The 23,402-nt window shown below is 42.5% G+C and carries 18 protein-coding genes; 1 reads left to right on the top strand and 17 read right to left on the bottom strand.

Translation table 11 applies throughout. From position 1 onward, the window contains the following. Positions 1 to 75 precede the first annotated feature (75 nt). A complete protein-coding gene (locus tag ACYTXL_RS31660; protein WP_461921749.1) occupies positions 76 to 336 on the bottom strand; it encodes an NUDIX hydrolase in 261 nt (86 codons plus the stop codon). A 209-nt stretch (positions 337 to 545) separates the two neighbouring features. On the opposite strand from ACYTXL_RS31660, the gene ACYTXL_RS31655 reads away from it, so the two are divergent. Next, on the top strand, positions 546 to 1,430 hold the full coding sequence (locus ACYTXL_RS31655; protein ID WP_461921748.1) for a pirin family protein: 885 nt from the start codon (positions 546 to 548) through the stop codon (positions 1,428 to 1,430). Positions 1,431 to 1,588: 158 nt separating this feature from the next. Here ACYTXL_RS31655 and ACYTXL_RS31650 read toward each other — a convergent pair whose 3' ends face one another. The 16 genes from ACYTXL_RS31650 to ACYTXL_RS31575 form a co-directional block, all read right to left on the bottom strand. After that, positions 1,589 to 3,415: a DEAD/DEAH box helicase gene (locus ACYTXL_RS31650; protein WP_461921747.1), complete on the bottom strand. Its 1,827-nt coding sequence runs from the start codon at positions 3,413 to 3,415 to the stop codon at positions 1,589 to 1,591. A gap of 193 nt (positions 3,416 to 3,608) precedes the next feature. Beyond that, positions 3,609 to 3,827 carry a hypothetical protein gene (locus ACYTXL_RS31645; protein ID WP_461921746.1) on the bottom strand — a complete coding sequence of 73 codons (219 nt, stop codon included), beginning with the start codon at positions 3,825 to 3,827 and terminating at the stop codon, positions 3,609 to 3,611. Positions 3,828 to 3,908: 81 nt separating this feature from the next. Beyond that, positions 3,909 to 4,088 carry a hypothetical protein gene (locus ACYTXL_RS31640; protein ID WP_461921745.1) on the bottom strand — a complete coding sequence of 60 codons (180 nt, stop codon included), beginning with the start codon at positions 4,086 to 4,088 and terminating at the stop codon, positions 3,909 to 3,911. Next, a complete protein-coding gene (locus ACYTXL_RS31635; protein ID WP_461921744.1) occupies positions 4,085 to 4,357 on the bottom strand; it encodes an EVE domain-containing protein in 273 nt (90 codons plus the stop codon). The genes ACYTXL_RS31640 and ACYTXL_RS31635 overlap by 4 nt, the downstream gene beginning before the upstream one ends. A 132-nt stretch (positions 4,358 to 4,489) precedes the next feature. Then, the gene (locus tag ACYTXL_RS31630; RefSeq protein WP_461921743.1) at positions 4,490 to 5,227 is read right to left on the bottom strand and encodes a nuclease-related domain-containing protein; all 738 of its coding nucleotides are present in this window, start codon (positions 5,225 to 5,227) and stop codon (positions 4,490 to 4,492) included. 205 nt (positions 5,228 to 5,432) lie between these two features. Then, positions 5,433 to 6,233: a DISARM system phospholipase D-like protein DrmC gene (gene drmC, locus ACYTXL_RS31625; RefSeq protein WP_461921742.1), complete on the bottom strand. Its 801-nt coding sequence runs from the start codon at positions 6,231 to 6,233 to the stop codon at positions 5,433 to 5,435. After that, entirely contained in the window at positions 6,230 to 8,104 is a 1,875-nt protein-coding gene (gene drmB / locus ACYTXL_RS31620; RefSeq protein ID WP_461921741.1) for a DrmB family protein, read from the bottom strand. The genes drmC and drmB overlap by 4 nt, the downstream gene beginning before the upstream one ends. Then, positions 8,101 to 11,562, bottom strand: a complete 3,462-nt coding sequence (gene drmA / locus ACYTXL_RS31615; protein ID WP_461928062.1) for a DISARM system helicase DrmA — start codon at positions 11,560 to 11,562, stop codon at positions 8,101 to 8,103. Before drmA ends, drmB begins: the two co-directional genes overlap by 4 nt. Positions 11,563 to 11,575: 13 nt before the next feature. Further along, a complete protein-coding gene (locus tag ACYTXL_RS31610; protein WP_461922065.1) occupies positions 11,576 to 12,805 on the bottom strand; it encodes a hypothetical protein in 1,230 nt (409 codons plus the stop codon). A gap of 76 nt (positions 12,806 to 12,881) precedes the next feature. Beyond that, positions 12,882 to 16,871, bottom strand: coding sequence for an Eco57I restriction-modification methylase domain-containing protein (locus tag ACYTXL_RS31605; protein WP_461928061.1), 3,990 nt, complete (start codon positions 16,869 to 16,871; stop codon positions 12,882 to 12,884). Positions 16,872 to 16,885: 14 nt separating this feature from the next. Next, a complete protein-coding gene (gene drmD / locus ACYTXL_RS31600) occupies positions 16,886 to 20,107 on the bottom strand; it encodes a DISARM system SNF2-like helicase DrmD (protein ID WP_461922171.1) in 3,222 nt (1,073 codons plus the stop codon). A gap of 443 nt (positions 20,108 to 20,550) precedes the next feature. Then, on the bottom strand, positions 20,551 to 20,850 hold the full coding sequence (locus ACYTXL_RS31595; protein ID WP_461922172.1) for a YbaK/EbsC family protein: 300 nt from the start codon (positions 20,848 to 20,850) through the stop codon (positions 20,551 to 20,553). Further along, positions 20,813 to 20,908, bottom strand: coding sequence for a hypothetical protein (locus tag ACYTXL_RS31590; protein ID WP_461922173.1), 96 nt, complete (start codon positions 20,906 to 20,908; stop codon positions 20,813 to 20,815). Before ACYTXL_RS31590 ends, ACYTXL_RS31595 begins: the two co-directional genes overlap by 38 nt. Before the next feature lie 45 nt (positions 20,909 to 20,953). After that, positions 20,954 to 21,199: a hypothetical protein gene (locus ACYTXL_RS31585; RefSeq protein ID WP_461922174.1), complete on the bottom strand. Its 246-nt coding sequence runs from the start codon at positions 21,197 to 21,199 to the stop codon at positions 20,954 to 20,956. 173 nt (positions 21,200 to 21,372) lie between these two features. After that, positions 21,373 to 21,654 (bottom strand): hypothetical protein, encoded by a 282-nt coding sequence (locus tag ACYTXL_RS31580; RefSeq protein ID WP_461922175.1) that lies wholly within the window; start codon positions 21,652 to 21,654, stop codon positions 21,373 to 21,375. 198 nt (positions 21,655 to 21,852) lie between these two features. Next, positions 21,853 to 23,385, bottom strand: coding sequence for an RNA-directed DNA polymerase (locus tag ACYTXL_RS31575; protein ID WP_461928060.1), 1,533 nt, complete (start codon positions 23,383 to 23,385; stop codon positions 21,853 to 21,855). Positions 23,386 to 23,402 lie beyond the last annotated feature (17 nt).

Here is a 23,402-nt window from a genome sequence, read left to right as displayed (position 1 = left end):
CTATGTGATTGACGCGCTTCTGTTCCATGTCTCTGAATTTATCAGATTTTGGGGTCATCTTTAACGATCCCTCTTCTACCCCCCTGAACGGTTACCATCTTCGTAAGTTTCTCCACTTTCCACATGACCACCCATGCTGACATCAAGACAAAGGGGAAAAATTCGTTTTTGTGCAGAACGGCGAGGTATCCAAAGTTGTCCTAGTGAATTAACGACAAAAGCATTGACAACTCTAAAATTGCACAGCCCTTGACTATATATTTCTGAGCGTTTCTTTTGTCCGATAACGCAATCACTTTCATCTACAATGTCAAGTATCTCCAAATCTTGCATCATACAGATAGAATTAACACTTATTAAATAATATACAGGTCGTAGAGGACTGAGGTGTTCCTTTATGTTCGCTCTTTTCCTCGGGGCGATGGCGTAACCACCCGGCGGAGGCGATCGCTTTGGCTATAAACACATAACTCATAAAGGTTAGCTTTTTGCTGGTGGATCTACTTATAATTATTCCAGCATTCACCAATCACCCCCCATTACTTATGGCAATACTTCAACTTATTGAACCATTAGTTAAAGATTTGGGTGGGTTTGTTGCCTGCCGTAGTTTGCCATATCCTCATCGTCAAATGATTGGGCCGTTTATCTTCTTTGATCATGTTGGGCCGTCTGTTTTACCGCCCAACAAAGGTATCGATGTCAGGCCACATCCTCATATTAATCTCGCCACTGTAACTTATCTATTTGATGGTGCTTTGATGCACCGCGATAGTTTAGGCACTGTGCAGGAAATTCAACAGGGTGCTGTGAACTGGATGACGGCGGGACAGGGGATTGTACATTCAGAGCGATCGCCCGACATTGATCGTCAAAATGAAGCTACCATTCATGGCATTCAAACCTGGGTCGCCTTGCCTGTGGAATACGAAGAAATCGATCCCAGCTTTACTCACTATCCTGCCCAAACCCTTCCTACCTGGGAAGAAAATGGCGCTGTTATCAAAATCATTGCTGGACAAGCTCTTGGTTACACCTCACCTGTCAAAGTTTTCTCACCCATCCTCTATTTAGATGTGGTGCTGTCTGCCAATGCTCACTTTACTATCCCCACTGGTTATTCAGAGAGAGCAGTATACAGCGTTACAGAGGGATTGAGCATTAATGATGAACCGCTAGAGCCATATCGTCTCGCCATCCTAGAGCCAGTCGATGAAATAAGAGTTTCTGCTGCTACTGCTGCTCGGTGTATTGTTATTGGTGGTGAACCATTGGGTACACGCTACAAATGGTGGAATTTTGTTTCTAGCCGACCAGAGCGAATAGAGCAAGCAAAAACCGATTGGCGGGATTGTCACTTTGCTACTGTGCCAGATGAAACAGAGTTGATTCCACTGCCAGAAGTGGTGACAGAGGCTAATCCCTTTTAGTATCAGTCATGAGGGTGGGTGATAGCTCGACTACTAATTAAACTACCTTGCCTAATCCTGTCTCTAAACGACTGGTAAATTCAACAGGAGCGTAGGCGTAGCCCGCCGCAGGCATCGCTCCCCTACTTTTTCTCTCTTGATTGAGGGGCGATCGCTAATTAAATTACTTTACCTAATACTGTCTCCAAGCGGTTGGTAAATTCTGATGGGCGATCGCAAGTCATGATCAACTGCTCAATTGCCCGTGTCATCGCCACATACAATAGTCGCGCTTCTTCTTCTGGTGTGTTGTATTCATGAGGCATAAAACCAATGCCAGGAATAAGCACCACTGGGAACTCTAACCCTTTGCTGGAATGCATAGTTATAAGTTTAATGCTTATGTCGGCGGGGTTGTAATTGCGGCTGTCACTGCTGGCGTTTACCCACTCTACCGGAATGTGGGCTTGTTGGAAGCCGTTGTAGATGCGATCGCCCATAAAGTTGGAGCGGTAGATAATTGCTATTTCGTTCCAGGGGATATCTCGCTCGTGTAATTGTTGCACTCTATCGGCTAGATAATCTACCTCATGTTTAAAACTGGGTAAACGGATCAGGTCTGGTTTGGGGCCTTGCCGTCCTGCACTGGCAGGTTCAACCAACACCACTTGGTCATCATCCCCGGTGGTAGGGGTCATGACTTCTTTAGCAAATTCATAGGCTACCCCTAACACCTGTTCTGTGTTGCGGTAGTTGAGTTTAAAAATAGTTGTGCGTCCCTGTGCCTGAATGCCTATGCTCTTAAAGCTAAATTTTTTACTGCGTTGTTCACCGTAGAGGTTTTGGGCATCGTCATAGAGGATAAGCAAAGAATTGGTTTCGGGGTTGACCATCTGGGCAATTAACTTTAACCACTCTGGCTTAAAGTCGTGTCCCTCGTCCAGCATGACAGCGCCATAAGTGCCAGCTGGTATCAACTTGGCATCGACGGCGGTAATTACTCTTTGAACCAGTTCTTCGATGTAAGCTTCACCTTGATACTCTCTAGAGTCGGGCCTGGGGATGTCATACTTTTTGAGTAAATCCATGCACCACCCATGAAAATGTCGTACCTTGATGCGACTAACTTTGTTTTTATCTTGGATAGTTTGCCGGAGTTTGGCAGCAAGAGAGACATTGAAGCACAGCACCAAAATTGGTTTATTACTGACTTGAGCAAGGTGCTGACAACGGTAGGCTAAAATCATAGTTTTCCCGGAACCAGCTACACCATGAATTACCCGATGGCCATCACCTAAACTACGGGCTAACTGTTCTTGCTGCAAGTCCATAATTTTGAGAATGTCGGGGATTTGCAACTGCGGCGATTCTTCAGTGGCCGCGGTGTCTACATCAAACAAAGATAACTGTTTGGCACTAATGCGTAATTCTGGGAAGATATGCCAACGGATTCTATCGATTTGGCTGCTGGTGAGGGTTTTACCAAATTGATATGCAGATAAATCCCAAAGTCGTTGCTGAAATTCACCTGCATCTGTGCTTGGGAGCATTTCATCTTTGCAGATAACTAAGTGTGACTCAAACACTGCGGGTAGTTCGCTTTGTTCAAAATCTTTGCGGCTGATGTTGGTGAATACTACGCCGTAACCGTAGGGAATGACCAGTTTACCTTGATAGTTACCTTCTTGCTGCACCAAGGCGGGGTCTTTTTCTAGCACCTTGTTGATAGCTAGGGCATAACCTCTGGCTTGTTGTAGTGGGTGCTTGACTTCCTTTATTCCATCTTCAGTAAGCAGTGTGACTGTGGAGGGGTTGATATTTTGAATAGTGTCTAGTTTCCAGTCTTTCACCTCAAGGATGAACAAACCCCGGCTGGGGTGCAGCACGATAAAATCTGGATGTAGCTGCTTTTTACCTACTGGCACGTCATACCAAAGTAAATAATCATTCTCTAATTTTTCCTCCAAGCGCTGCGCTAACCTCCTCTCGCCAGGGGTCATTTTCATTGAGCAGCTATTGAATGAGGGAATTAGGGTGGACATAGGAAGTGTGATTTGGGGTTTCCTCTAAGAATGGGGGCGGGGCGATGCCTAGGTTGGCAAGCTATGCTCCTACTGTTAGTCTTCCCTTAATAATGGGTGCGATCGCCTGCTTTAAGGGGCTGATAGTTATGCCATCACTTGGGACAAGGCACTTCAACTATAATTCTCCTTGAATCACTGGTAAAAATGAGTTGCGGTAGTGAATTATACGACTGATTTGAAAACCTGATTCAGAAATAGTTCCTTGATAAGGGGCGTGTTTTCTAGAGAATCTAAATGCTTTAGTTGAACCGACAAAAGCATTCAGCCGTTGCAAAACTATAGGCAGTGAATCAGATGTCAAAATTATAAAGGTATCGTTGGGTAGTATTTTCATACTGCTTTTCCTCGCTTGATGGGGAAGGGGCGATCGCTTGGGGTTTCCTCTAAGAATTGGGTGGGGGCGAATGAGCGATCGCTATCCTCTTAATTCATGTACACGTTGCCATTCCTGTTGTGTAACCTTGTAGTTTGTAGCGTTTGGCTGTCGAATTACCATCAGAGTTTTCAACACAGGGTCTTGTTTTAAGCTTTCCCTTAGCAGTGGCAATTCTCGCAGCTTGCTGGTAAAGCGAATTTTGGAGTAGATTCTATTCATGGCGCGACTAGTGTCAATCCAGTAGCCGATATCAGTAGGGTTTTTGATATTCTTCGAGGATTCGATAATCTCTGCGTTAGCGAAGCTCCTCCCTTTGGGAGGCTCGCATATACCCCCGCCTTATCCCCAGCTTTCCAAATCAGCACCCCATCACCAGGAGCAATGTCTTTGGCGTAGCGAGTTGCAAGCCAGGGCATCTGCTCAAAGTCGCGGATGCCGTCTATGATGCGGTAATACTTGGGGTTGCCTTGAAACAGCCAGTAGGTCATTGTTTGGTAGATTTCCTCTAAGAATTTGGTGGGTGGGCGATCGCTTTTGGTACGTGATTCTTACTTTTCCTCCCTTGATTGGGGGCGATCGCTCTGGGATTTTTCCAAAAAAACAACTTGAGATGATCAACCTTAACCGCTAGAACTTTGGCGCTTAACAAGTTTCGGCTTAGGTATTGGTTTAGCTATTGGGGTAGAATTGTCAGGAAGCGTATAGTCTTCAACAGCTTCAGCAATTAATTGTACTTGTTCTGATGTTAAACACTCAGGACAGTTAAGCATCGTTTGCAGCAGTGTGGGAACACCTTGAAAAACTGGTACTGAACAATTGTTAATCCCCAACCATTTAGCAATAGGAAATACTACAGGAGCATAAACAAAGCTGTCAGGGAGGTTAGGAACGACAGTAGTAATCCATTGAATAAACATTTGTTGATGGTAGGCACTTTGAGAAGTTGGACTATTAGAAATTTCTACCCAGTTGTTCCCTTCTCGACGTTTCCATTTATCGTTGTATGCACTAAATGAACCTTTCCAAGTTTTAATTTCTAATAAGAAAACACCTTTTGAACCGATAATTAGATGGTCTATTTCTGTTAAATTACCTGAATTACCAGCAGGAATTAAAGCGTTATTGAACATTACCCAAGTATCAGGAAAGTTTTGCAATATTGTGGAGACCCCCCATTCTCCCATACTGCCTTTAAATTGATTTTTTGCCTGTTTAAACTCATCCAAAAATGAACCTAGTTGACCTAAAACACTATCACCTAATACTTGATGAATTTCTTGTTCTCTAGCAGTTTTTTTAGCATCTATTTTTTGCTTAAATACTGCCCGTAGTGTTGGTGATTGTTGTAATATTCTCATTAAGTATTTCTTTATTGTGTTTTTTATAATTAAAATTAATTTTTCAATGCTACACCGTCTGGATAATCACTACTTTATTGTGGCAAGTTCATAAAATAGCGATGCCTACGACGGGCTGCGCCTACGCATCCTTGATTTTTCCTTCTCTACGAGAGGCTGCGCCAACGAGACGCTATTCGCGAACGCTTGTATCTGGTTTAAACATTTAAATTCCAGGAATTCGACATAGTATATTTCTTGTAACCAAGCTTTCAAATTGCATTTGCAAAGCAATAGCCGTTACTGGGTCATTAAGTAATACACCAGCTTCGATATTGCGCTCGTGAGCCGCTTCTGTAAAATTAGCGGAGGTCACAAGTACACGCTCCTGATCTACAACAACACACTTGGCGTGTAAACAAGCTTTTGATTCCACACCCAGCGTCAGCGATCGCGGATCGTGAAATACTTCAGGTAGTCTTTTTCCTGGCCAAATATCTTGGCGAAAAGTATTGGCAAAGTCCCGCAGCAAAGTAGATGTTGGCACTTCACTGTTGTGCGGTCGGTTGACGTTAAGAAACATTCGCACATTTAGTTCTGGGTTTAAATCCATTCGTTCTGCCAGCACCATAAATAACTCTCGTGCTTTTTGTCTTTTATCAATAGCAAAGCTAGAAATGAGAACGTTTATTTTGGCAGTGCTAAACAACTCGCGCACAACAACACCAGTATCACGGCTTTGAGAACCAGTAATTTCTGGGCCAGTCCAAACCAAGTCAACGCGATCGCTCACAGCCTGAGATGTACTTCGTTCTTCTGCCAGCAATCGCAGCGTATAAGCAATATGCTGGGAATGTACGCCGATGAAATTTAGTCGGTTGAGTTCATCAACAATGTCTCGATTCAAAGCTGCCGGGATATAGTTCGCTACATTGGATGTGGAAAAGGGTGGAGAAAGTCTGCCAGTTTCCAAAGCGACTGCCAAATTAACGAGGGCTGGACGGCTCAGGTGGAGAAAAGCCATCATACTCTCACATCCTCAAAGAATTCTGCCCCTGGGCCTTCAACAGTAGCAACGACCAATGCCCTGTCAAGAAATTCATTGCGTCGTTCGCAAGAAGTTTCAGCAATGAGTAAACAGCCATGACAAGCAGCACCATGTAAAAACCTATCTTCTTGTTCGGCATCTGGTTGATGCTGGGCGCAAACTGGATCGTTAGAACAAAGCCTCCCCATCTCCAGTGCAACATCCAAATGGGATTCAATCCGGTTTCCTACTTGTACCAGTCCCCCTAAAGTACCTTCCGACCCAGGAGAGCCAGTGTATAAAAGAATGCCATAGCCGGATTCGCCAGCATAAATGCGTTCACGAATTGAACTAGCAGCATAACCACATTCCAGAGACACTGCTGCAATCAACAGGTGTGAAAGGGAATGCAGCATAATGTAAGGTAATCCAGGGAACTTGGCTTTCTCCGGGGCAATTCCTTTTTGCTTGCGCCAGATATCGAAGCCTTTTGCTAATTTCTTCCCCCGTTGCTGCACTGCATCTCGCTTGAGCCAATTATCAATAGCTGTTTTACGGAAAGCGATGAACACGCCTTCGCCTCTATTTTCAATCGCTGGCACCCAAGTAGGCTCAATATCAAGAGCAGCCGGTCGGACTTGAATATCTAAATCGCCGTCAATATCAGGCATAATTGCCTCAAAGCGAGTAAAGCCAATTTGGGCGGTTACTTCCTTAAGTCGGTGTACTAAGACAATGCTCTCTATAAGAGATAGTAATTTTGGTTTGATGCGATCTAGTTTCCGCGCACGAGCATAAAAGTCACTTTCTGGTACATCTTCTCCCACTTCAAAAGGGCTAGATAGCAAAGTCTCTATTTCTACTTGCTTAATACCCTTGTATTGCTTATCTTGCCCACCCTGTCTGCGATGAATTTCTGCCCATACTGCTTCATCACTAAATCCGAATAAGGCAGCAGCTACTTTTTGCTTCTTGCGTTCGTATTTGATTTGATCACTACTTTCTGTCTCCTTAAGAAAGTCATCATAAACTGAATTAACCGCATTTTGCAAGGCTGCATCCGAGTCTGGTAGAGAAATAACACTGAGAACCTGGGAGAAATAAGCATTACTGGCAGAGCGAACAAGAAGACGATTGTATTCTGGCTTACCTGTTACCTCAGAAATACAGAGTTCTTGAGCTTTGGGGCCTAGCCAAGGGCGATGTCCATCACATTCTCTTAAGACTTTGCCATTAGGTACTGTTGCGTCTGATAATTGACGACGAGCAATGCATCCTTCGCAGCGCACAAAAATATCAGCAAAATCATTGCCAGATCCGCCCTCATCAAGCCACAGTTGTCCTCGGCAGCTAGTTTGAGACTTTTCGTGGACGAAACGATACCAATTTATATCGCTAATATGTCCTTTAACACAGGCTTGGACGAAACGCACAGGTACAACCGACACTTTCTTTCTTTCAGCATTGAGATATTTGCCTTGTACTAAACTACCCCAGGGTAACAAGGGACGTGTTCGGTATACTTTAGCGTTTAACGCTTTTTCATTGGTTTTTGGCCAAGTTTCTTCCACTTGGGCTACAAACCAAGTTGGGAAAGCAAAAGCTGTAATCCCTGTACGAGATGCTTTTGGATCTTGCTCATCTACAGGTGGTGCATATAGAGCAATATCTTTAACCTCTAAAATGTCAGCAACTCGGTCAGCTAAACGATCTTCGTAAATACGTTTTTTGTCGCCGTGCCAGTGGTTTAGTCCACCAATTAGTATGGAATGATCTGGTAAGTCCACCATCGCCCCTGGCCCAAAAGTAGATAAGATTTGGCTCTGTCGAATTTCTCCAGATGGAGGGCGCTTTTTGTTTGATTTACTCATTTTTCTTCCTCTTCTATTTCATATCCATCAGGATTGCGAACCCACAAATTAACCGTTGGCTCAACATCCCGTAAACTACGTTGAGCTTTGAATTTCCGTGCTGAGAGTGGTTGCTTTTCTAATTCCGGGTCAAGTGGATCAAATAATAAGGGAGGTGCTTCCCCAACTTCACGCTGGTACTGTAGGGTTATTTTTTGACCAGCAATATGTTCCCAAGTATCCAGTAAATCTTGGACTCGTTTTCTGACTTTTTGACGCAGTTCCTCAACATCAGCACTATTTTTATCTTTGTCGTGCATTTCTGCTCGGAGTGAGATTGTATCTACAACAAAATCCAAAGTCTTGCGATGCTGAAGAATGTTGATCGCACGAAGTGGTGCTGTCATCCCGGAATGTCCTAGACGTGCTAAAGCAACGGTAATCGCAGCAATCCCTCGGTCAATAGCACGAGGAGAGAAAGGCGTAACACTGGTAGCTTCTACTGCCCTATAGAAAGTAGCGTGCCAAGCAAAAAAACGTTCATAGTGTGAGCGATCGCGTGGTCGATGAACGTTGAGCAATGTAACAACTAATCCGGGTCGTTCTTCATCTCGTCCCACACGACTGGTAGCTTGAATATATTCTGCGGCTGTTTTAGGTTGACCGAGAACTACCATTAAGCCCAAGCGTGTAATGTCCAGACCGACAGAAATCATATTGGTAGCTAAGACTACATCAACACGTTCTTTTTGGTCAAATGTTGCTTCTAAGCGGCTTTTGGTATCTGCAACTTCACTTGTGCTGACACGGGAAGTCAATTCTTCCGGTTCATCGTCGATTTTCCGATCCGCAAACAAACCCGAACTTTTACCGACTCGTTTTCGTTTGCTATAACCAATAAGCCGAGAGTTGACTTCATCTTCAACAATCCGCCGACTACCACCCAGTTCACGCAAGGAATTAAAATATCCCAGTAATGTCATGTATGGGTCAGCCGGATTATCGGGGTTTTTATCCCCGCCTGCTGCTAACCATTCCTTCTGTGCAGCTCCGAGCAATGCTAAGTAAGTACGTAACAATACTACTTTCAGACTTCGCCCTTGAGCAGCAATTCCGACATAAGTCCGAGCATTCTTCTCTTCGGCCGGTACTGTCTTCGCAAAAAAGGAATCGCGCCGATCGGGCCCTGGTGGCGGAAATACATCAACTTCATTTCGTCCAAATAATGCTTGAATCTGCTTAGTAGCCCGTCGCACTGTCGCAGTGGAAGCTACAATCTTCGGGCGGATTTTTTGACCATTTATCTCTCGACTGCATAAAGCATCAATTGCAGTTTCGTAAAGCCCTACCATTGTCCCTAAAGGGCCAGAAATCAAATGCAGTTCATCTTGAATGATTAAATCTGGTGGTGGCAGATAACCATCAAGTGCTTTACCTCTACCTGGATAAACAGGGCTGTAAAAACCATCTTTGTCATGACGTTCTACACGTCCAAATAAAGCACCTGTTTCTCCTACCCAAGGTAAGCTAGCAAATTTATCAACTGTGGCGATTATAAAACATGGCAATCGGCGATAAATCGGCTCGTCTACTGCTAACACTGGTAAAGGGCGATCGCCTTTAAAATGACAACGGCGATTGGCACAAGTTATACGCAAGTCTATTGGCTGGTCTGGATTAGGCAGCAGCTGAAATGAATTGCGGTTGAATTTAGTTCCGCACCAGGGACAGTTTTCTAAAGGAATAGGGGAAGGCTTGCGATCATTATTCAAAAAAGCAATAGTACGCGAACGAGCGCTATTTTCATCATTGTCTCCTTTCTTACCCATCCGGTTAGGTGTGGCTGCTTGCCCTACCCACAATCCAATCTCAAAAGGCCATTTCCCTAGTTTTTCTACGTCTTGTTCCCGTTCCAACTCTAGGGCGCAAATCATCGTCGCGGCCCGTCCCAGTTGGTCAAGGGTGAGGAGCCGCAGTGTATAGCGCATCAACACACTGAGTCCAGCAGAGTCAATACCAGGATGACGTAGCCGCCGCAATACAAGTGTAAAAGCTGCTAGCCCCAAGTAAGCTTCAGTTTTACCGCCGCCTGTAGGGAAGAACAGTAAATCAACCAGTTCCCGGTCTGAATGTTCTGGGTTAGCAATCCCTACCAAGTTCATTAACAAGAAAGCTAGTTGAAACGGTCGCCAAGTTGGAGGGGCTACAGATTCGGGAGTAATGTTTTTCTTATGAGTCGCACGCTGGCGAATTGCTAAGGCGATCGCTCGATTGGCAATGCGAAATGCATCTAATACTTGTGGGTCATCCAATGCATTTAAACCAGCAGCAATCCGGTCTTTAGCAATTCCGGCTCGAGCTAATAGGTCTTTAGCTACACCTAAGCGTTTTTGCCCAGTCGGACATTTTACTCGTTGCTCATCTATCCATTGGGAATAAGCACTAACCATTGGACTGAGCAGATTTCGCAATGCTTCTGCTGTCGGTGCGGCGGCTAAGGCTTCCATACCAACTTCGACATCTTTAACCTGGGTTGCAATTACCTTTTCTACGTCAGCAGTCGGTATCCAAGCCGTTCTTACTTCCTGACAGCCACCAGTAGGATTTGCAACTGCGATCGCAGATACGTTATGACCAACTGCATATTCATAATCATCCCGGTATTGCAAATCAGCAACTTTCTCATCCCAGTCATCGCCATCTCGTCCACGTAAATTGGGGCGTGGTACAAAGGAATCGGCTGTCTGAATTATTAAATTTGTTTGAAAAGCATAAGCAGCATCCCGCTTTTGGTCGGGGCTAGGGCGGCGATGATTAACTAAGAATACTGAAACTGAGCGTGTTCCTGCTGGTACTAATTCCTCAGAAGTTACGGAGCGAACTGAGACAACCAGTTGTAAACCATCGCTGTTTGGAACATCCAAATATATTGGAGAACCGCTTCCACCAAGGGGAATCTCCAGTTGTTTAGTCGTATTGCCTAAATTTAAACTAAGGTCTAATTGAGTCGGTCTGCCGCTTGTACGCAACGGTACGGTAAGCTCTGCCTCTCTTGGAACTCTCTGCCAATCACCTGTGAAGGTAATTTCTTTTCCTTCGCTATCTGGTTTGGTTAGTGGTTGGTAATCGCCCCACCCGACAGTAACATGAAGTTGGTTAACGGTTTGGGGCAAAAGCACACTTAACCCCATTGAAGAAGGGAAATAGACTTTACGAGCAAAGGCTTTCTCTGGAATCTTTTCGTCTTCGCCAGAGCCAACACGTCCAACTTCGTCCATTTCCTCATCGCCAGAGTTATCTGTACGTTGCTCTACTGGTGCGCCGTAGGGTACAAGGAATCCCGTGAGATACCACTTGGAAGGAGCTTGATCTAAAGTTTCTTCAGCGTGGGCAGCATCATCGGGTGTTGGCCCTACAAGGTCAAGTTGTAAGGCATCAATCAGATGCGATCGCACTTCGGCAGATGTTGTAGCTTGCATGATATTACTTCTTTTAAATTTCTATAGTTTCGATGAATTGAAAGTAGTCTAAGGGTGCTAAAACGCTACCATCACGTAAAATACTAAACCCTTGTGGTTTTTCCTCCCCCTGGTTGTAATCGTTTTCATCAAGTCCCAATAGCTGCCAAGATTCCGAACCTCGTGAAGTAATTCTTCTTACTCTGTCAAATATATTTCGTTGTAAACCGAAAAAGGTAAAACCTGGTAGTGAGAGGTTCAGTTGTGGGTTAAGAGGAATATTAATCAAATTGCTCGAATTGTTATAAATGTAAGGATTAATATAAAAAAGTTGTTGCTCTGGTGACAAAGTAGGCAAAAAATAACCGCCAATAAATTCCTGTTCTAATATAGGTGGTACTAAACCTCGCCATAGTCCAACTGTAAACCTTATACTTTGTGGTATATTAAAACCAAATTCTAAAGCTGTACCAAGTAAGGGTAGCTTTAATTTATTAAAAATATAAGCATAATGATTACAATATATAAAACGTCGAAACGGTCTACTTAAATCATCGTTGTTCTCTATTGAAAACTCACCATCTGTGATTGGATCTTCTGCAAAAATTTGCGATTCACTTCTAGAATTATGTTCATTTTTGAATCTAGTGGCTATAATATAGCCTTTTATAGAATAAGTTTTACTTTTTGAATCAGCTAGTTGGACTCGTTTAAATTGATTTCTCCATTCATTAAATTTAGCATTATTAAAACTAATTGAACTATAAGTACCTTTAGCTTCAGCAATATAAGGTATATTTTTGCGCTCATCAAAGCATAAGTAATCAGGTGTATCTCCTTTGTCTATTCTCCTTAAACTAAAACCATTTAGCTTGCTAAAACCATGATTTTGTCTACCTAAAACTTTGTCTAAATGAGCGAAATATGTTATTGAACAGTGTTTATATAAAAACCATCGGCAAAAAGCTTTACCAAACCTATTTGATTCACCTATTTTTGCTTCTTTATGAGAACCTAGTCCATCTCCTCTAAAACAAAATTCATCTTCATCTGTCAGCATATTTATATAAAGCTGATGTATAGGATTAGGATTTGGTGCATTTTGCCCATAATTATCTAAATATAGGTGGTGAAAAAGTTCACATAAATCAACCTCTAAAAAATCTACATGGTCAGAAAAATCAGGAAGTAAAGGTAATGACTCAGCTAGCGATTCAGGAATGGGATCGAATTTGTTAAGCTTTAACTTTAATGTCCGCTTCATGTAATATAGAAAGTTGTGCAGCTAAAGTTTTAATTTTAAAAAAATATTGCTGTAGTTAGACTGCTACTAAAACATACTAGGATGATGAAAAACCTGGAATTATTATTAGATTTGTAGCTTCTTTTCCACGCGACTTGTTTGCTTTTTTTGTTGCTTTAGCCTTACTCTTGTCCGCAGCCTTACCGCCTAAAATTTCGGCTTCGGCGCGTTGCTGGTTGAGTTCGAGTAAGCGGGCTAATACTTCGTCGTGAATTTCTTCGGGCCAACGGTAGCGCCAAGGCTTTTTTTTCTGGCGTTTGCTGGTGTTTTCCTCGTCTTCTTCGTCTTCGTAATCAAGTAGGAAGGTGCAGTCTGTGGAAATATCTGTCCAGCCGTAAGCATCAAGGACAGCCCGATCCATTTGGGCGTGGAGTAAGCGTAGTTGTAAAATATCGGGGTGGCGTTCGTCGGGATCGTGGAAGCGGTTGTATGTGTCGGTGAGTCCCTGGTTGTTGCGAACCATTAAGGCAGCGCGATATTCGTAGTAGGTTTTACCCACAGTTTCTAGGGTGGGGTTGGTTTCCCAACTTTCGGCGAAGGGAAAGGTTTCAAAACAGTCTGAGGAAGTGTAGCGTAAACCATCTCCGAATGTTGAAGAAAAGAATCTAGCCCAAATTTCGTGAGTATGAGATTGTAATATACAGAAAAATGAATTTCGTTGCTCTGCAAAAACTACTAACTGCTCAGAAAGCACCATTTTATTGGGTAAAAAAGTGAATGCACTATGCTGACCTACACGACCAATAACCAACACACGATTAAGAGGAGCGATCGCTTTATTACCTTCTTGGTTTCTACGCCCAAAAAGCCACCACTGACGGCTATAGCTCCCTGGCTTATTCTTTCGTTCTGGGAAAACTTTTTCTTTGACTATCGTATACAAATCTGAATATTCTTGCGCTTCCACCTCACTCATCTCACCGAAATTAATTACATAGCGATGATGTGAATGAGTAGGACTAGAGTTAACCTCTTCTCCACCAATATAAGGAAATATTCGCTCTTGATTTTTAGGATTTTCTTCAATCAATCGGTGCATTTCTTGAATCGGTGTAGCATCAAGATTAGAATTATCAAATGTAAAACCCATACCCAAGAGGTAGCTACCAATGAAACTTTTATTAGTATTTGCTAATAAAACAGCAGGGTTTTTATGCCCACCTGACTTAAATAGAAAGGCAGAAATTAAGTCAACTTCGCGCCCATCTAACAGCTTTACACCTTGATAATTTCCCTTAATAACATTAACTACACTCACCACAACAGCTGCTAAACCGGGCCACTTCATCCGCTTTTGAGCATTATAAATTGTACCGCCTTCCTGACAGATATATCTTAAACCTGTGCTGCGGGTATCCCCTTGGGCAATGGTATTTGTGGCAATTAAACCAAAACATCCAAATTTTCGTAACAGTGTAAACGCTCGTCTGAAAAAGTGAGCAACTAAATCACTATTATTATTAGATTCTGGATTAATTACAGGCAACCAATCCCTATAACCATCACCGTATACTGTACTAATTCGTTTACCACCCAAAAATGGTGGATTACCAACAATCGCATCAAACCCCGGATTATCTCTATCAAATACTTCTGGAAATTCAATCTCCCAATTAAACGCCGGAACAGGTTTTTCACCATACCGTAATTCGGTACAAATCCGCCTGACATCTAAATCATCTTCCTGATTTTTCTGCCATTGGTAAAACTTTAACCATGAATTATCACGCTCATCCTTTCTCGCCTTGTCCTTATCTTTGGCGAAAAATGAAGCAATAACTAAATCCCCTTTCAGCCGAATATCCCCCAACTCTGTTTCTATATTTTCGTAAAAATCGCGCTTGGCTGCATAATCATCTTCATCTAAATTGTGAATTCCATTGCGATAAAACTTCGCTTTCTCCATTGCCAAACTAAACAAAGGTAAATTTGGGTCTTTATAAGTTTTGTCTTCATCCCAACTAAACGTTTTAATTTGTTCAGAGGTTAACCCAACTAAAGAATCTCCCCACTTCAAAGCATGGTCTAAAAACGTAAAAGGATGAGCCTTCGCCAAAGTCGCCAACCACAAAGATAACTTAGCCAAATTCACCGCAAAAGGGTTTTTATCCACACCATACAAACACCGTTGCGCTACTAACCGCCGCGCATAAAGTAACGGTTCTTCATCAATTGGAATTTCAGGTAATACGTTTTGCTTATTCCACGCTTCAACTAATTTTTCAGCCAACTGACGACAACTTTCCACCAAAAACGCCCCCGAACCCATCGCCAAATCACAAACTTTCAAGTCTAAAATCTGCTCTGGTGTGGGGTTTTCTCCCAAAGCCGATAAAATCGGTCTGAGAGTTTCTTTCACAATCGGCTCAGTTAAAGCACGAGGCGTATAATGAGAACCACTACGCCGCCGTTCTTCCCCCGGTTGCAAATACAGAGAACCCGCAGACATTAAACTCGGCGTTTTCGGTGATACCTTGCGTCCTAAAGCCGCCACTACATCCTCTGGTGTCCTCGCATCCTTTAACTCACTTAGGGATTTACAAGTAATTTCACAACCTGCAACATCCTTTAAATATTTAGCCCGTTCTCCCACCTTAGTTTTGAGAACTTCCTCAACGCTGACAACCACCGTCACCGAAGATTTGGAACCTTTGGGTTTACTCCAAACACCAATAGCAGGACTACTTGCTCTTTCTACCTCATAGCCCATAATTGCGGTATAGACGGAACCAATTTGTTCCACATCCAGAGAACGGTAAGATAGACGTTCTCCATCCAGTACCAGTAACCCTTGCAATACCCTGTGAATTACCCCATCTGAAACGCGAGGGGGTTCAAGACTTTCCCCTGTTTGATATTCTGTAGACTGGTGACGACCTTCTAAAAACGGATATTCATCTGGGTCAAATAGTTGCCCATGACGAGCAGGTAAGTACAAATCAGCGTGACTGCCGCCATCGTAAACCAAACGGAACAGACTCAGCAACCATGCCCAAGCACCATACCTCTGATCCATTGTATCCGGGTAATTCCCTGCATCTTCTCTCAAGCGATCGTAAAGACCACTAACTGAGTAGTAGCGTGTATAAACTGCATCTTGAGACATCAGTCCCCGGTCTTCAGCGTAAAGCAGGAACACCAACCGCAGCAAGATGGTAATCAGTCCACCGTAAATATGCTGGGGCGCAGTGGTAGCACTTGTGTTGAGCGGAGTCGAAACAATGTCACTCACTAAGCGGCTTTTAGTGGTTGCATCTGCGATTTGGAAGCCGCGCAGTAAATCCCATAATGCCTCTAATACCTGCTCTGCAAGCTTAATAGAGACATCGTTTTGATATTTCCGGCTTTTTTCCAGGATTGCAGACAAACGGCGATCGCTAGGGACATTAAACAGTCGATCAGCCGAGAGCAACATCTCCATTGCACCCAAAATCAGCCGCCCAGATACCTCACACATTGCCTGTACAGGAAAAGTCAGGTGTCCCGATGACTCTCCAAGTGGTGCATATACCAAACGTAATTCTGTACCGTTGCACAATAGCCCAGTATAAACTTTTGTTTCTTTTAAAAGGCGCTCAAACTTAGACTGGGGGCTGGCGTGCCAACCAGTAGATTTACTATCCTCCGCGCCGGCATTGTCGAGTTCAGTACCATCAGGAAGCACCTGTACCAGCATCATCCAGCCGCCATTAGGGTCGGGTACAGCATACGTAGGTGTCAAAACTTCGTTGTAATCTGGTAGCGCGATCGCTAATTCTTTTGGACTGACAACTAAATCTTCTGCCTGCCAACCTAAAACATTGATAGTAAAAGCAGGAAAGTCGTCAATTCCAAAGGTTTCCTTGCCCATGTCACCAGAGAAGGGTTCACGTCTAGCAACTGTAGCGAGTGTTTGTTGCAGTTCTACCACATTGCGGTTAACCACAGCTTGGGCTGCTGACAATGCAGGGGGAGACACCACCAACCCCACCGGCTGGAGAAAGCCTAACCATTCTTTATGTAACCGAATTTCTGGATCGTTTGCCATTGTTTATACTCCCTCTAGCCGGAAATCGGCCATAAATAAATTACGCCGACTGGCTCAACTCGCACTGCTTTTACTTTGTAGGCGGCTTCAATCCGAGCTGGTTCTGAAATTAATTCGGTTGCGATCGCTTGAAGGCGTTTTTCCCAATGGCGACGGTCTGCATCCAATTGGCGCTGTTCTTCTATAAATGGAAGAGACAACTGCACTGCCTTAGATTCTTCCTGACACTTGAGAATTCGCGTCTGCTGTTCCTCCAGAATGTTCTTCATCTCAACAGCTTCTTTAGTACCCCGATTAGCCAGCTTTTTCTCAGCACTTTCTGCCAAAGCTGTGGCGCGGCGTTCCAGATGAGGAATTAATTCTGCTACATCTTGGGCAGCACTTTTTTTCAATCGCTCTTTTACCGCTTCGGCAACTTCCAGCAAGTGAGGGGAAGCTAGGGAATTTTCCAGTAATTCCAGTACGTTGTCTTTCTCGCCTTCTCTTAAACGCTGAAGTTTCTTGCGTCCCCGGCTGGTTGGATCTGACCACTCTGCTGCGACTGCAATTACTTGATCGTGTAAGCGAGAAGCCCGTTCACCATACAGAGCCAGCCTTCCCAGTGCAATCACTTTTGGCATGGGGTCATCAGTCAGACAAATACAAGCACGAGTTAATTCATCGTGCAAGAAACCCTGAGCTAGAAACCTGCTCAGTAAACGCTGGACAATTCTGTGTTCTAAATGCAGATGAACTACATCCCCATCCAAGGAACCAGGATCTCGAAAGACTACAGGACGAATTGGTGCTTCTTTCCGCCATTCCCAAGGCTTTTGTCCGATTTTTCGAGGTGTTCTCAGGGTATCAAGTGTAGTTGACCATGTTGGATCTGCACCAGTACGCTGGTCGAGAGCCGGAATTGTCCAACGCGCAGTTACAGGGTTGTTAGCAACCTCATTCACATCTACAGGGGCAAGTTTTGGGACTCCCAGAATTTCTAAAGAAGCAGAAATTGCATTACGGAAGTGATTGTCATCTAGTCCCAACCAATCCCGCGAGTCTTTCAACATTTCTTGTAAATTCTCTACTTGTTTAGTCAAATCCTGTTGGCGGAGTCTGGCTTGCTCCAGTTCCTCATTAATTACTTCTGTATTTACTGTTTCCCTGTTATTAAGTTGCTCTGCTTTATTAATCGAATCGGCAAGATTATTTACTTCTTGATGGCGAATACCATTAGCCAGTAAGCGCGACACATTTCTTTCAACTACTGGTGCAAGAGAGCCAAGTTCTTGTTGAATCGTGGCTGTTTTCCGCACCAATACATCCAATACTTTGTCTTCTGTGCGTTGCGGTAAGACAAAGTAATAACAATTGACAATAGGCGATCGCTGTAATTTGCGGTCAATCCGTCCGTTACGCTGTTCCATCCTTGATGGGTTCCACGGCACATCAAAGTGGAACAAGTCAGCACAGTTATTTTGCAGGTTCACCCCTTCTCGTGCTGCATCTGTGGCGATTAGGATTCGCAAGGGATGACGTGCTGGGTCAGCATTAAATGCACTTTTAATAGCTTCGCGGCGTTCTTCTCCAATGCCCCCGTGAAATACATCTATGCGTTCTTGTTCACGGTTAGAATTAGCGATCGCACTTTGTAATTGCTGTTGTAAATAACGTTTAGTATCTGTATATTCTGTAAAGATGATTACTCGTTTTTCTAACCAAGTAGCATTCGGTTGACCCAAATCAGGACAGAGATTTTGGCGAATCCAGTCTACCAGTTGTTGAATCCGTGGATCTGGCTGGTAGCGAGAGGAATTCGCTACATCTGCCATCTCATCTAAAATTGCTAATTCACGCGCTGTTTGTCCGGCAGCCTGCATACTAGCTGCTGCCATTTGAGCATCTTCTTCTGCAATTACTTCCTCTTCGGAAAATTCAGCCCGTTCGTCATCAGCACCAGGGGATTCAAACAGTAACGGTAGACTGGCTTGATGTATAGAGGGACGGTTCACTGCTTGCTTTTCCATCGCCGTCCGATGCACCTTTAAAGTCCGAGCAAATGCCTCAATGGAAGACAAAAGACGCTTTTGTAGGGAAGTAATTACTAGCATTGCCGTAGTCTGGGTAGACTTGGCTGCATCTTTAAGTCGTTCTTCACGCAAACTGCGATATTGTTGCAGCAATCGGGATAACTTCAGTTCTGGCGCGTCTTCTGGTAGGTTATCAATAACTATAGGAAGAACGTAGCGTTGGGGAAACTCTTCTCCGATCTCCCGTAAATCTTGCTTTAAGCGCCGCACCATTACAGTGTCCAGCAACTTGCGATTACGAACGGGTACTCCTCGGCAGAAACGCTGGGGGTCAAGGATTTCTAGTAAGGCAGCGAAGCTGTTGGAATGTCCATTGTGGGGAGTGGCAGACAAAAACAGCTTGTGTTCAAAACGCGGTGCTAAATCTCGAACAGTTTTGGTAAGTTGAGAATCAACGGCATACTTTGCACCACTCGCAGGTGCAGCATTGTGAGCTTCGTCCAGGATGAGCATGGAAGCAGCCGCGAAATCACCAAGCCAGTCCCTTAATGGTGCGGCATAGGTTTCATCTCGTAGCAAAGCGTGGGAAATAATGAACCGAGTGTGTGTCATCCAAGGGTTAATTCCATAACCCCTTTCTTGACGACGGGCAGCAATAAACTCACGGTCAAGAATCATAAATGTGAGTCCAAAGCGACTCTCCATTTCTTCTTGCCATTGCCTTACCACTGACGGCGGACACGAGATAACGACTCGTCTAACCTTTTGTCGCATCAGCATCTCACGCAGTATCAGCCCTGCTTCAATTGTCTTGCCCAGCCCTACATCGTCAGCAATAAACAAACCGACTCTCGGCATCAGCAAAGCTTTACGTAGCGGCTCTAATTGATAAGCTTTGACTTCTATTCCCGCGCGGTAAGGCGCTTGGAAAAGCTTGGCATCTGTGGAGGTTACGCAATTCCACCGTAATGTGTGCAGGTAGGCAGAAAATAGACGCGGATTATCAAAACCTCGATTCGCTATGGAATCCCATGATGTCGCCCCTACGATTTTGGCATCTATTTCCCGTTCCCATAGGACTTCTAGCGATTCTCCTAACGCATCATCTTCTAAACAAGAAAGGCTAACTTTTGTGTCTTGCTCTGGAGACGGTTTCGACACAACTTCTTCTACAAGATACTGCCGCGATCGCACACGCACAATCTGTCCAGTTACAATGTCAGTCACTTGTGTCTTCCTCTTTGTAACTGGACTGGTATTATCCCTCCCATGACAATTTCACTCCCCTAAACCCTTATGTCTAATGACTGGTTGGACTAGAGTGCTAAGAAAGCAACTATGCTTTTTAAGTAGCAAGTATAAAATACTTTATTAATCTATTCGAGTCTTAGCACCTGCTACATCTTATTAAGTATTTTTCTATACGGCTATATTATTTAGCTAATTATCAATAAAATTTTAAAGCTTTTATTTTATAAGCAATTTACAAATTATTTTTCTCAGAAGTCTTACGTAGATTAGTTTTCAAACCCAGGTCAACACTAAAATTTTATAGTAAAAATACTTAGTTTTTTAGAGTAAGCGATATTTTGTTGTACGACTTTGAGATAGCTTCCTTGGAGTAGCGATCGCCTTATGCTTTGAGAATTTAATTCACGAAAATTCCAGTACTAATTTTGTACAATTACCCCTAAAGTGCCATTGCTCGCACGTAAATAATCAGATGGGGATATCAGAAGCAGCATACCTCGCATTCCACCAGAAACAGTAATCTGCTCAAATAGAGTTGCCGTTTCATTAAGGTAAACTGGATAGTCTTTTTTACTAGCTAAAGCTGTTACACCCCCACGAATATATTCTGTTAGTGGCTGGACTTCCTTGAGGGCAACTGTCTCAACCTTCCGGTTTCCTGAAATCCGCAGAATATTACTATTATGTAGATGTGTAATGAAGTTGACTGCCTTCAGCAAGAATTTCTTTCTTTATATCGACTGCCAATTTTATAAACACTCCGCAGGTTTTGAGCATTTCGTCAAGTTGCTCTTTTGTCGCTCGAACACTAAATATTTAAAATCAGATATTAGTTATTATCTCTAGAAATTGTTTTTGTAAATTTATTAATTCTAATGATTTTGATTCTAAGTTTATAAATAAAACGCTTGGCTGATTAGCTTTTGTTACCATAGTAATTATTTGCTCTTCAGCATTAATTTTTTTCAAAATATGGTGAATTAAATCACTTTTTGATTTATTGTATGTTTGAACTTCTGTTTTTTGGACTAAAAACAATGGATATGCAAAGATAATGAGATTTAACATATTTGCAGGATTATAACTATTGATAAGGGAATTAATACCATACTTATTAAAACTAAAAGATAAATCTCTTTCTTGTAGATAAATATCCTTATATATACTAATTTTGGTAGCCTCTATTAAAGCTGTTTTAACATTATTTACATCATCAAGTAAATAATGACAAATTGCTAATCCTAAGTAAGTATAAAAAAGTCGCTCTCTTTTTCAAGACAAGTAGCCTTAGTAAAACTATCCCTGGCATCGTTAATCAGAATAGACTTTTGTTCATCAGAAGAGCTAGAATTACACCCCTGAACAAGTGTTTTCCAAGCAGCATCAAACTCTACCTGCATCAAGAGATCAAGTTTACTTTCAATAGATTCTATTAATTTCAAAGCCTTAGCCATTTTTATGGAAATGTCAACAGTTGCTTTAGAAGCTCCGAAAAGTGCTGTTAAAGAAATAGGTTCACTCATATTAATAACTACCTAATTGATTACAATGTTTACTTGATTACTGCTCATCTTTTAGATTCAAGCGATCACATGGTGTTTCCTCTAAGAATTAGGGAGCGATCACTCAACTATCAATTAAATTACTTGGGCTGCTACTTTACCTAATTCTGTAGTTACAGGAGACAAAACGTTTCACATAAATTATGAATATAAATAGATTCATTCTTGTGGTTTAAAGACATCAAGGTGTTCCAGTAGAGTAACTTCTTTCGCAACTATTTGTACATCGGAGAATATTTTAAAATCTTGACATTTATCAAACACAGTGAATTTATCTTTATGAGTTGCACAAACTATTGGATCGCTGAAATTATAAGTCTTTTTAAGCCTATTATCAAGATAATTTGCTCTGATAAAATAAATAATCCAAGTGATTAAGTATCTATTATTCATTTCATGCTCCTTTAAAATGTCAAGAAATTCTTCAAGATGTTCAATGATCAAGTCTATGTGCTTGTAACCAAAAGAAGACTTTAAAATAGCTTCTATAATAGCAAGAACTTTGGGAAATGATTTGATTCTCAAATTCGCAAACATAAGTAATAAACTTATAACTTTAGTTAGTGATTTACTTTCCAGTTGATTAATACGAATTTCATATTTTTCATCTATAATGTCAGCCAAAAATCTGTCAATCACTCCAGTTCCGGGGTTATTTTTATCAATTTTGATAACAGATAAACATACTTCCTTAAAACGCTTAAAATCATAATCTTCCTTTGGCTGAGGATTCACAGCATGATATTCTGACACCCAGTTGCGAAAGAGACCATCTGGCAACCTATGGATTGCAGTCTTTCCATCATTAAGCTCAAGGCGATACTCCTTTAAGGCTGCTTGCAGAGCTTTGATCACTGAAAGACCTGCTGTCTCGCTTTTTGCAAGAATACGGTAATCATCTTTAAATCTAACTACGGCTACATCATTTTTTAATGATTTTGATAGCTCCCTATCTACTCCTGACAGAACTATTTCAGAGATTATGTCCGAGACTACAGGGCCGATTGGCACCCCATTAGTACATCCATCATTAGCATTTTGAAATAGTTTGTCTAAGCGATTTCCAATAAAACTGTAGCTATGTCGGTTGTCTTTTTGTCTGATGATATCTTTGCCATGTAATACCCACGGTATGCTGTGTGTATAGATGGATGGATAAAAGTTTTTGATGTCTGTTTTGATCAGATACTTGTATCGAAATGCAATAGACGCAACATCATTCTCTGCCATTTCAATAAACTCATAGATCATTCTCCCACTTCTAAGTCCTCCAATCTCTCCTTCTTGATTCTCGTCTACAGGAATAGGAAAACTATAAGAGCAAACTTTGTTTTCTTCATGAAAAAGACAGCTAAGTATATCATCCCAATTTTCAGCAATTGTGAATGCAATATCTGAATGAATTTCTGGATCAATAATTCCAAATGTTCTGTCTGTTAACTCAGTTTTGGGAAAGTGTACTTGCTGAAATTCCGAAGTTTTTGGTTTAAATTCTTGCTTTCCGTTTTTCTCTTTGCATGGAAAGTAAAGATTGCCAAATTCAGGATATTTACTCACGACAAAACACGGTGGCAACACATAAGATTCTGGAAAGTATCCCTTAGTTACCAACCACTTGTAGATATCTGGCTTAACAAGTGCTTGTGCAAGCTCCTTCGTGCGTTGACAATGTTCTTCAGGTGTGCGGCTCATATTTTGGCTTCGTATCG

It is taken from the genome of Nostoc sp. (assembly GCF_054880495.1).
The sequence above is the reverse complement of the archived record's forward strand: the minus strand, read 5'-3'. Positions and strand labels throughout refer to the sequence as shown.

Coding starts and splice junctions, on each gene's coding strand:
- ACYTXL_RS31660 (WP_461921749.1), bottom strand. CDS start 336: ATGATGCAAGATTTGGAGATACTTGACATTGTAGATGAAAGTGATTGC.
- ACYTXL_RS31655 (WP_461921748.1), top strand. CDS start 546: ATGGCAATACTTCAACTTATTGAACCATTAGTTAAAGATTTGGGTGGG.
- ACYTXL_RS31650 (WP_461921747.1), bottom strand. CDS start 3,415: ATGAAAATGACCCCTGGCGAGAGGAGGTTAGCGCAGCGCTTGGAGGAA.
- ACYTXL_RS31645 (WP_461921746.1), bottom strand. CDS start 3,827: ATGAAAATACTACCCAACGATACCTTTATAATTTTGACATCTGATTCA.
- ACYTXL_RS31640 (WP_461921745.1), bottom strand. CDS start 4,088: ATGAATAGAATCTACTCCAAAATTCGCTTTACCAGCAAGCTGCGAGAA.
- ACYTXL_RS31635 (WP_461921744.1), bottom strand. CDS start 4,357: ATGACCTACTGGCTGTTTCAAGGCAACCCCAAGTATTACCGCATCATA.
- ACYTXL_RS31630 (WP_461921743.1), bottom strand. CDS start 5,227: ATGAGAATATTACAACAATCACCAACACTACGGGCAGTATTTAAGCAA.
- drmC (WP_461921742.1), bottom strand. CDS start 6,233: ATGATGGCTTTTCTCCACCTGAGCCGTCCAGCCCTCGTTAATTTGGCA.
- drmB (WP_461921741.1), bottom strand. CDS start 8,104: ATGAGTAAATCAAACAAAAAGCGCCCTCCATCTGGAGAAATTCGACAG.
- drmA (WP_461928062.1), bottom strand. CDS start 11,562: ATGCAAGCTACAACATCTGCCGAAGTGCGATCGCATCTGATTGATGCC.
- ACYTXL_RS31610 (WP_461922065.1), bottom strand. CDS start 12,805: ATGAAGCGGACATTAAAGTTAAAGCTTAACAAATTCGATCCCATTCCT.
- ACYTXL_RS31605 (WP_461928061.1), bottom strand. CDS start 16,871: ATGGCAAACGATCCAGAAATTCGGTTACATAAAGAATGGTTAGGCTTT.
- ACYTXL_RS31590 (WP_461922173.1), bottom strand. CDS start 20,908: ATGCTCAAAACCTGCGGAGTGTTTATAAAATTGGCAGTCGATATAAAG.
- ACYTXL_RS31585 (WP_461922174.1), bottom strand. CDS start 21,199: ATGTTAAATCTCATTATCTTTGCATATCCATTGTTTTTAGTCCAAAAA.
- ACYTXL_RS31580 (WP_461922175.1), bottom strand. CDS start 21,654: ATGAGTGAACCTATTTCTTTAACAGCACTTTTCGGAGCTTCTAAAGCA.
- ACYTXL_RS31575 (WP_461928060.1), bottom strand. CDS start 23,385: ATGAGCCGCACACCTGAAGAACATTGTCAACGCACGAAGGAGCTTGCA.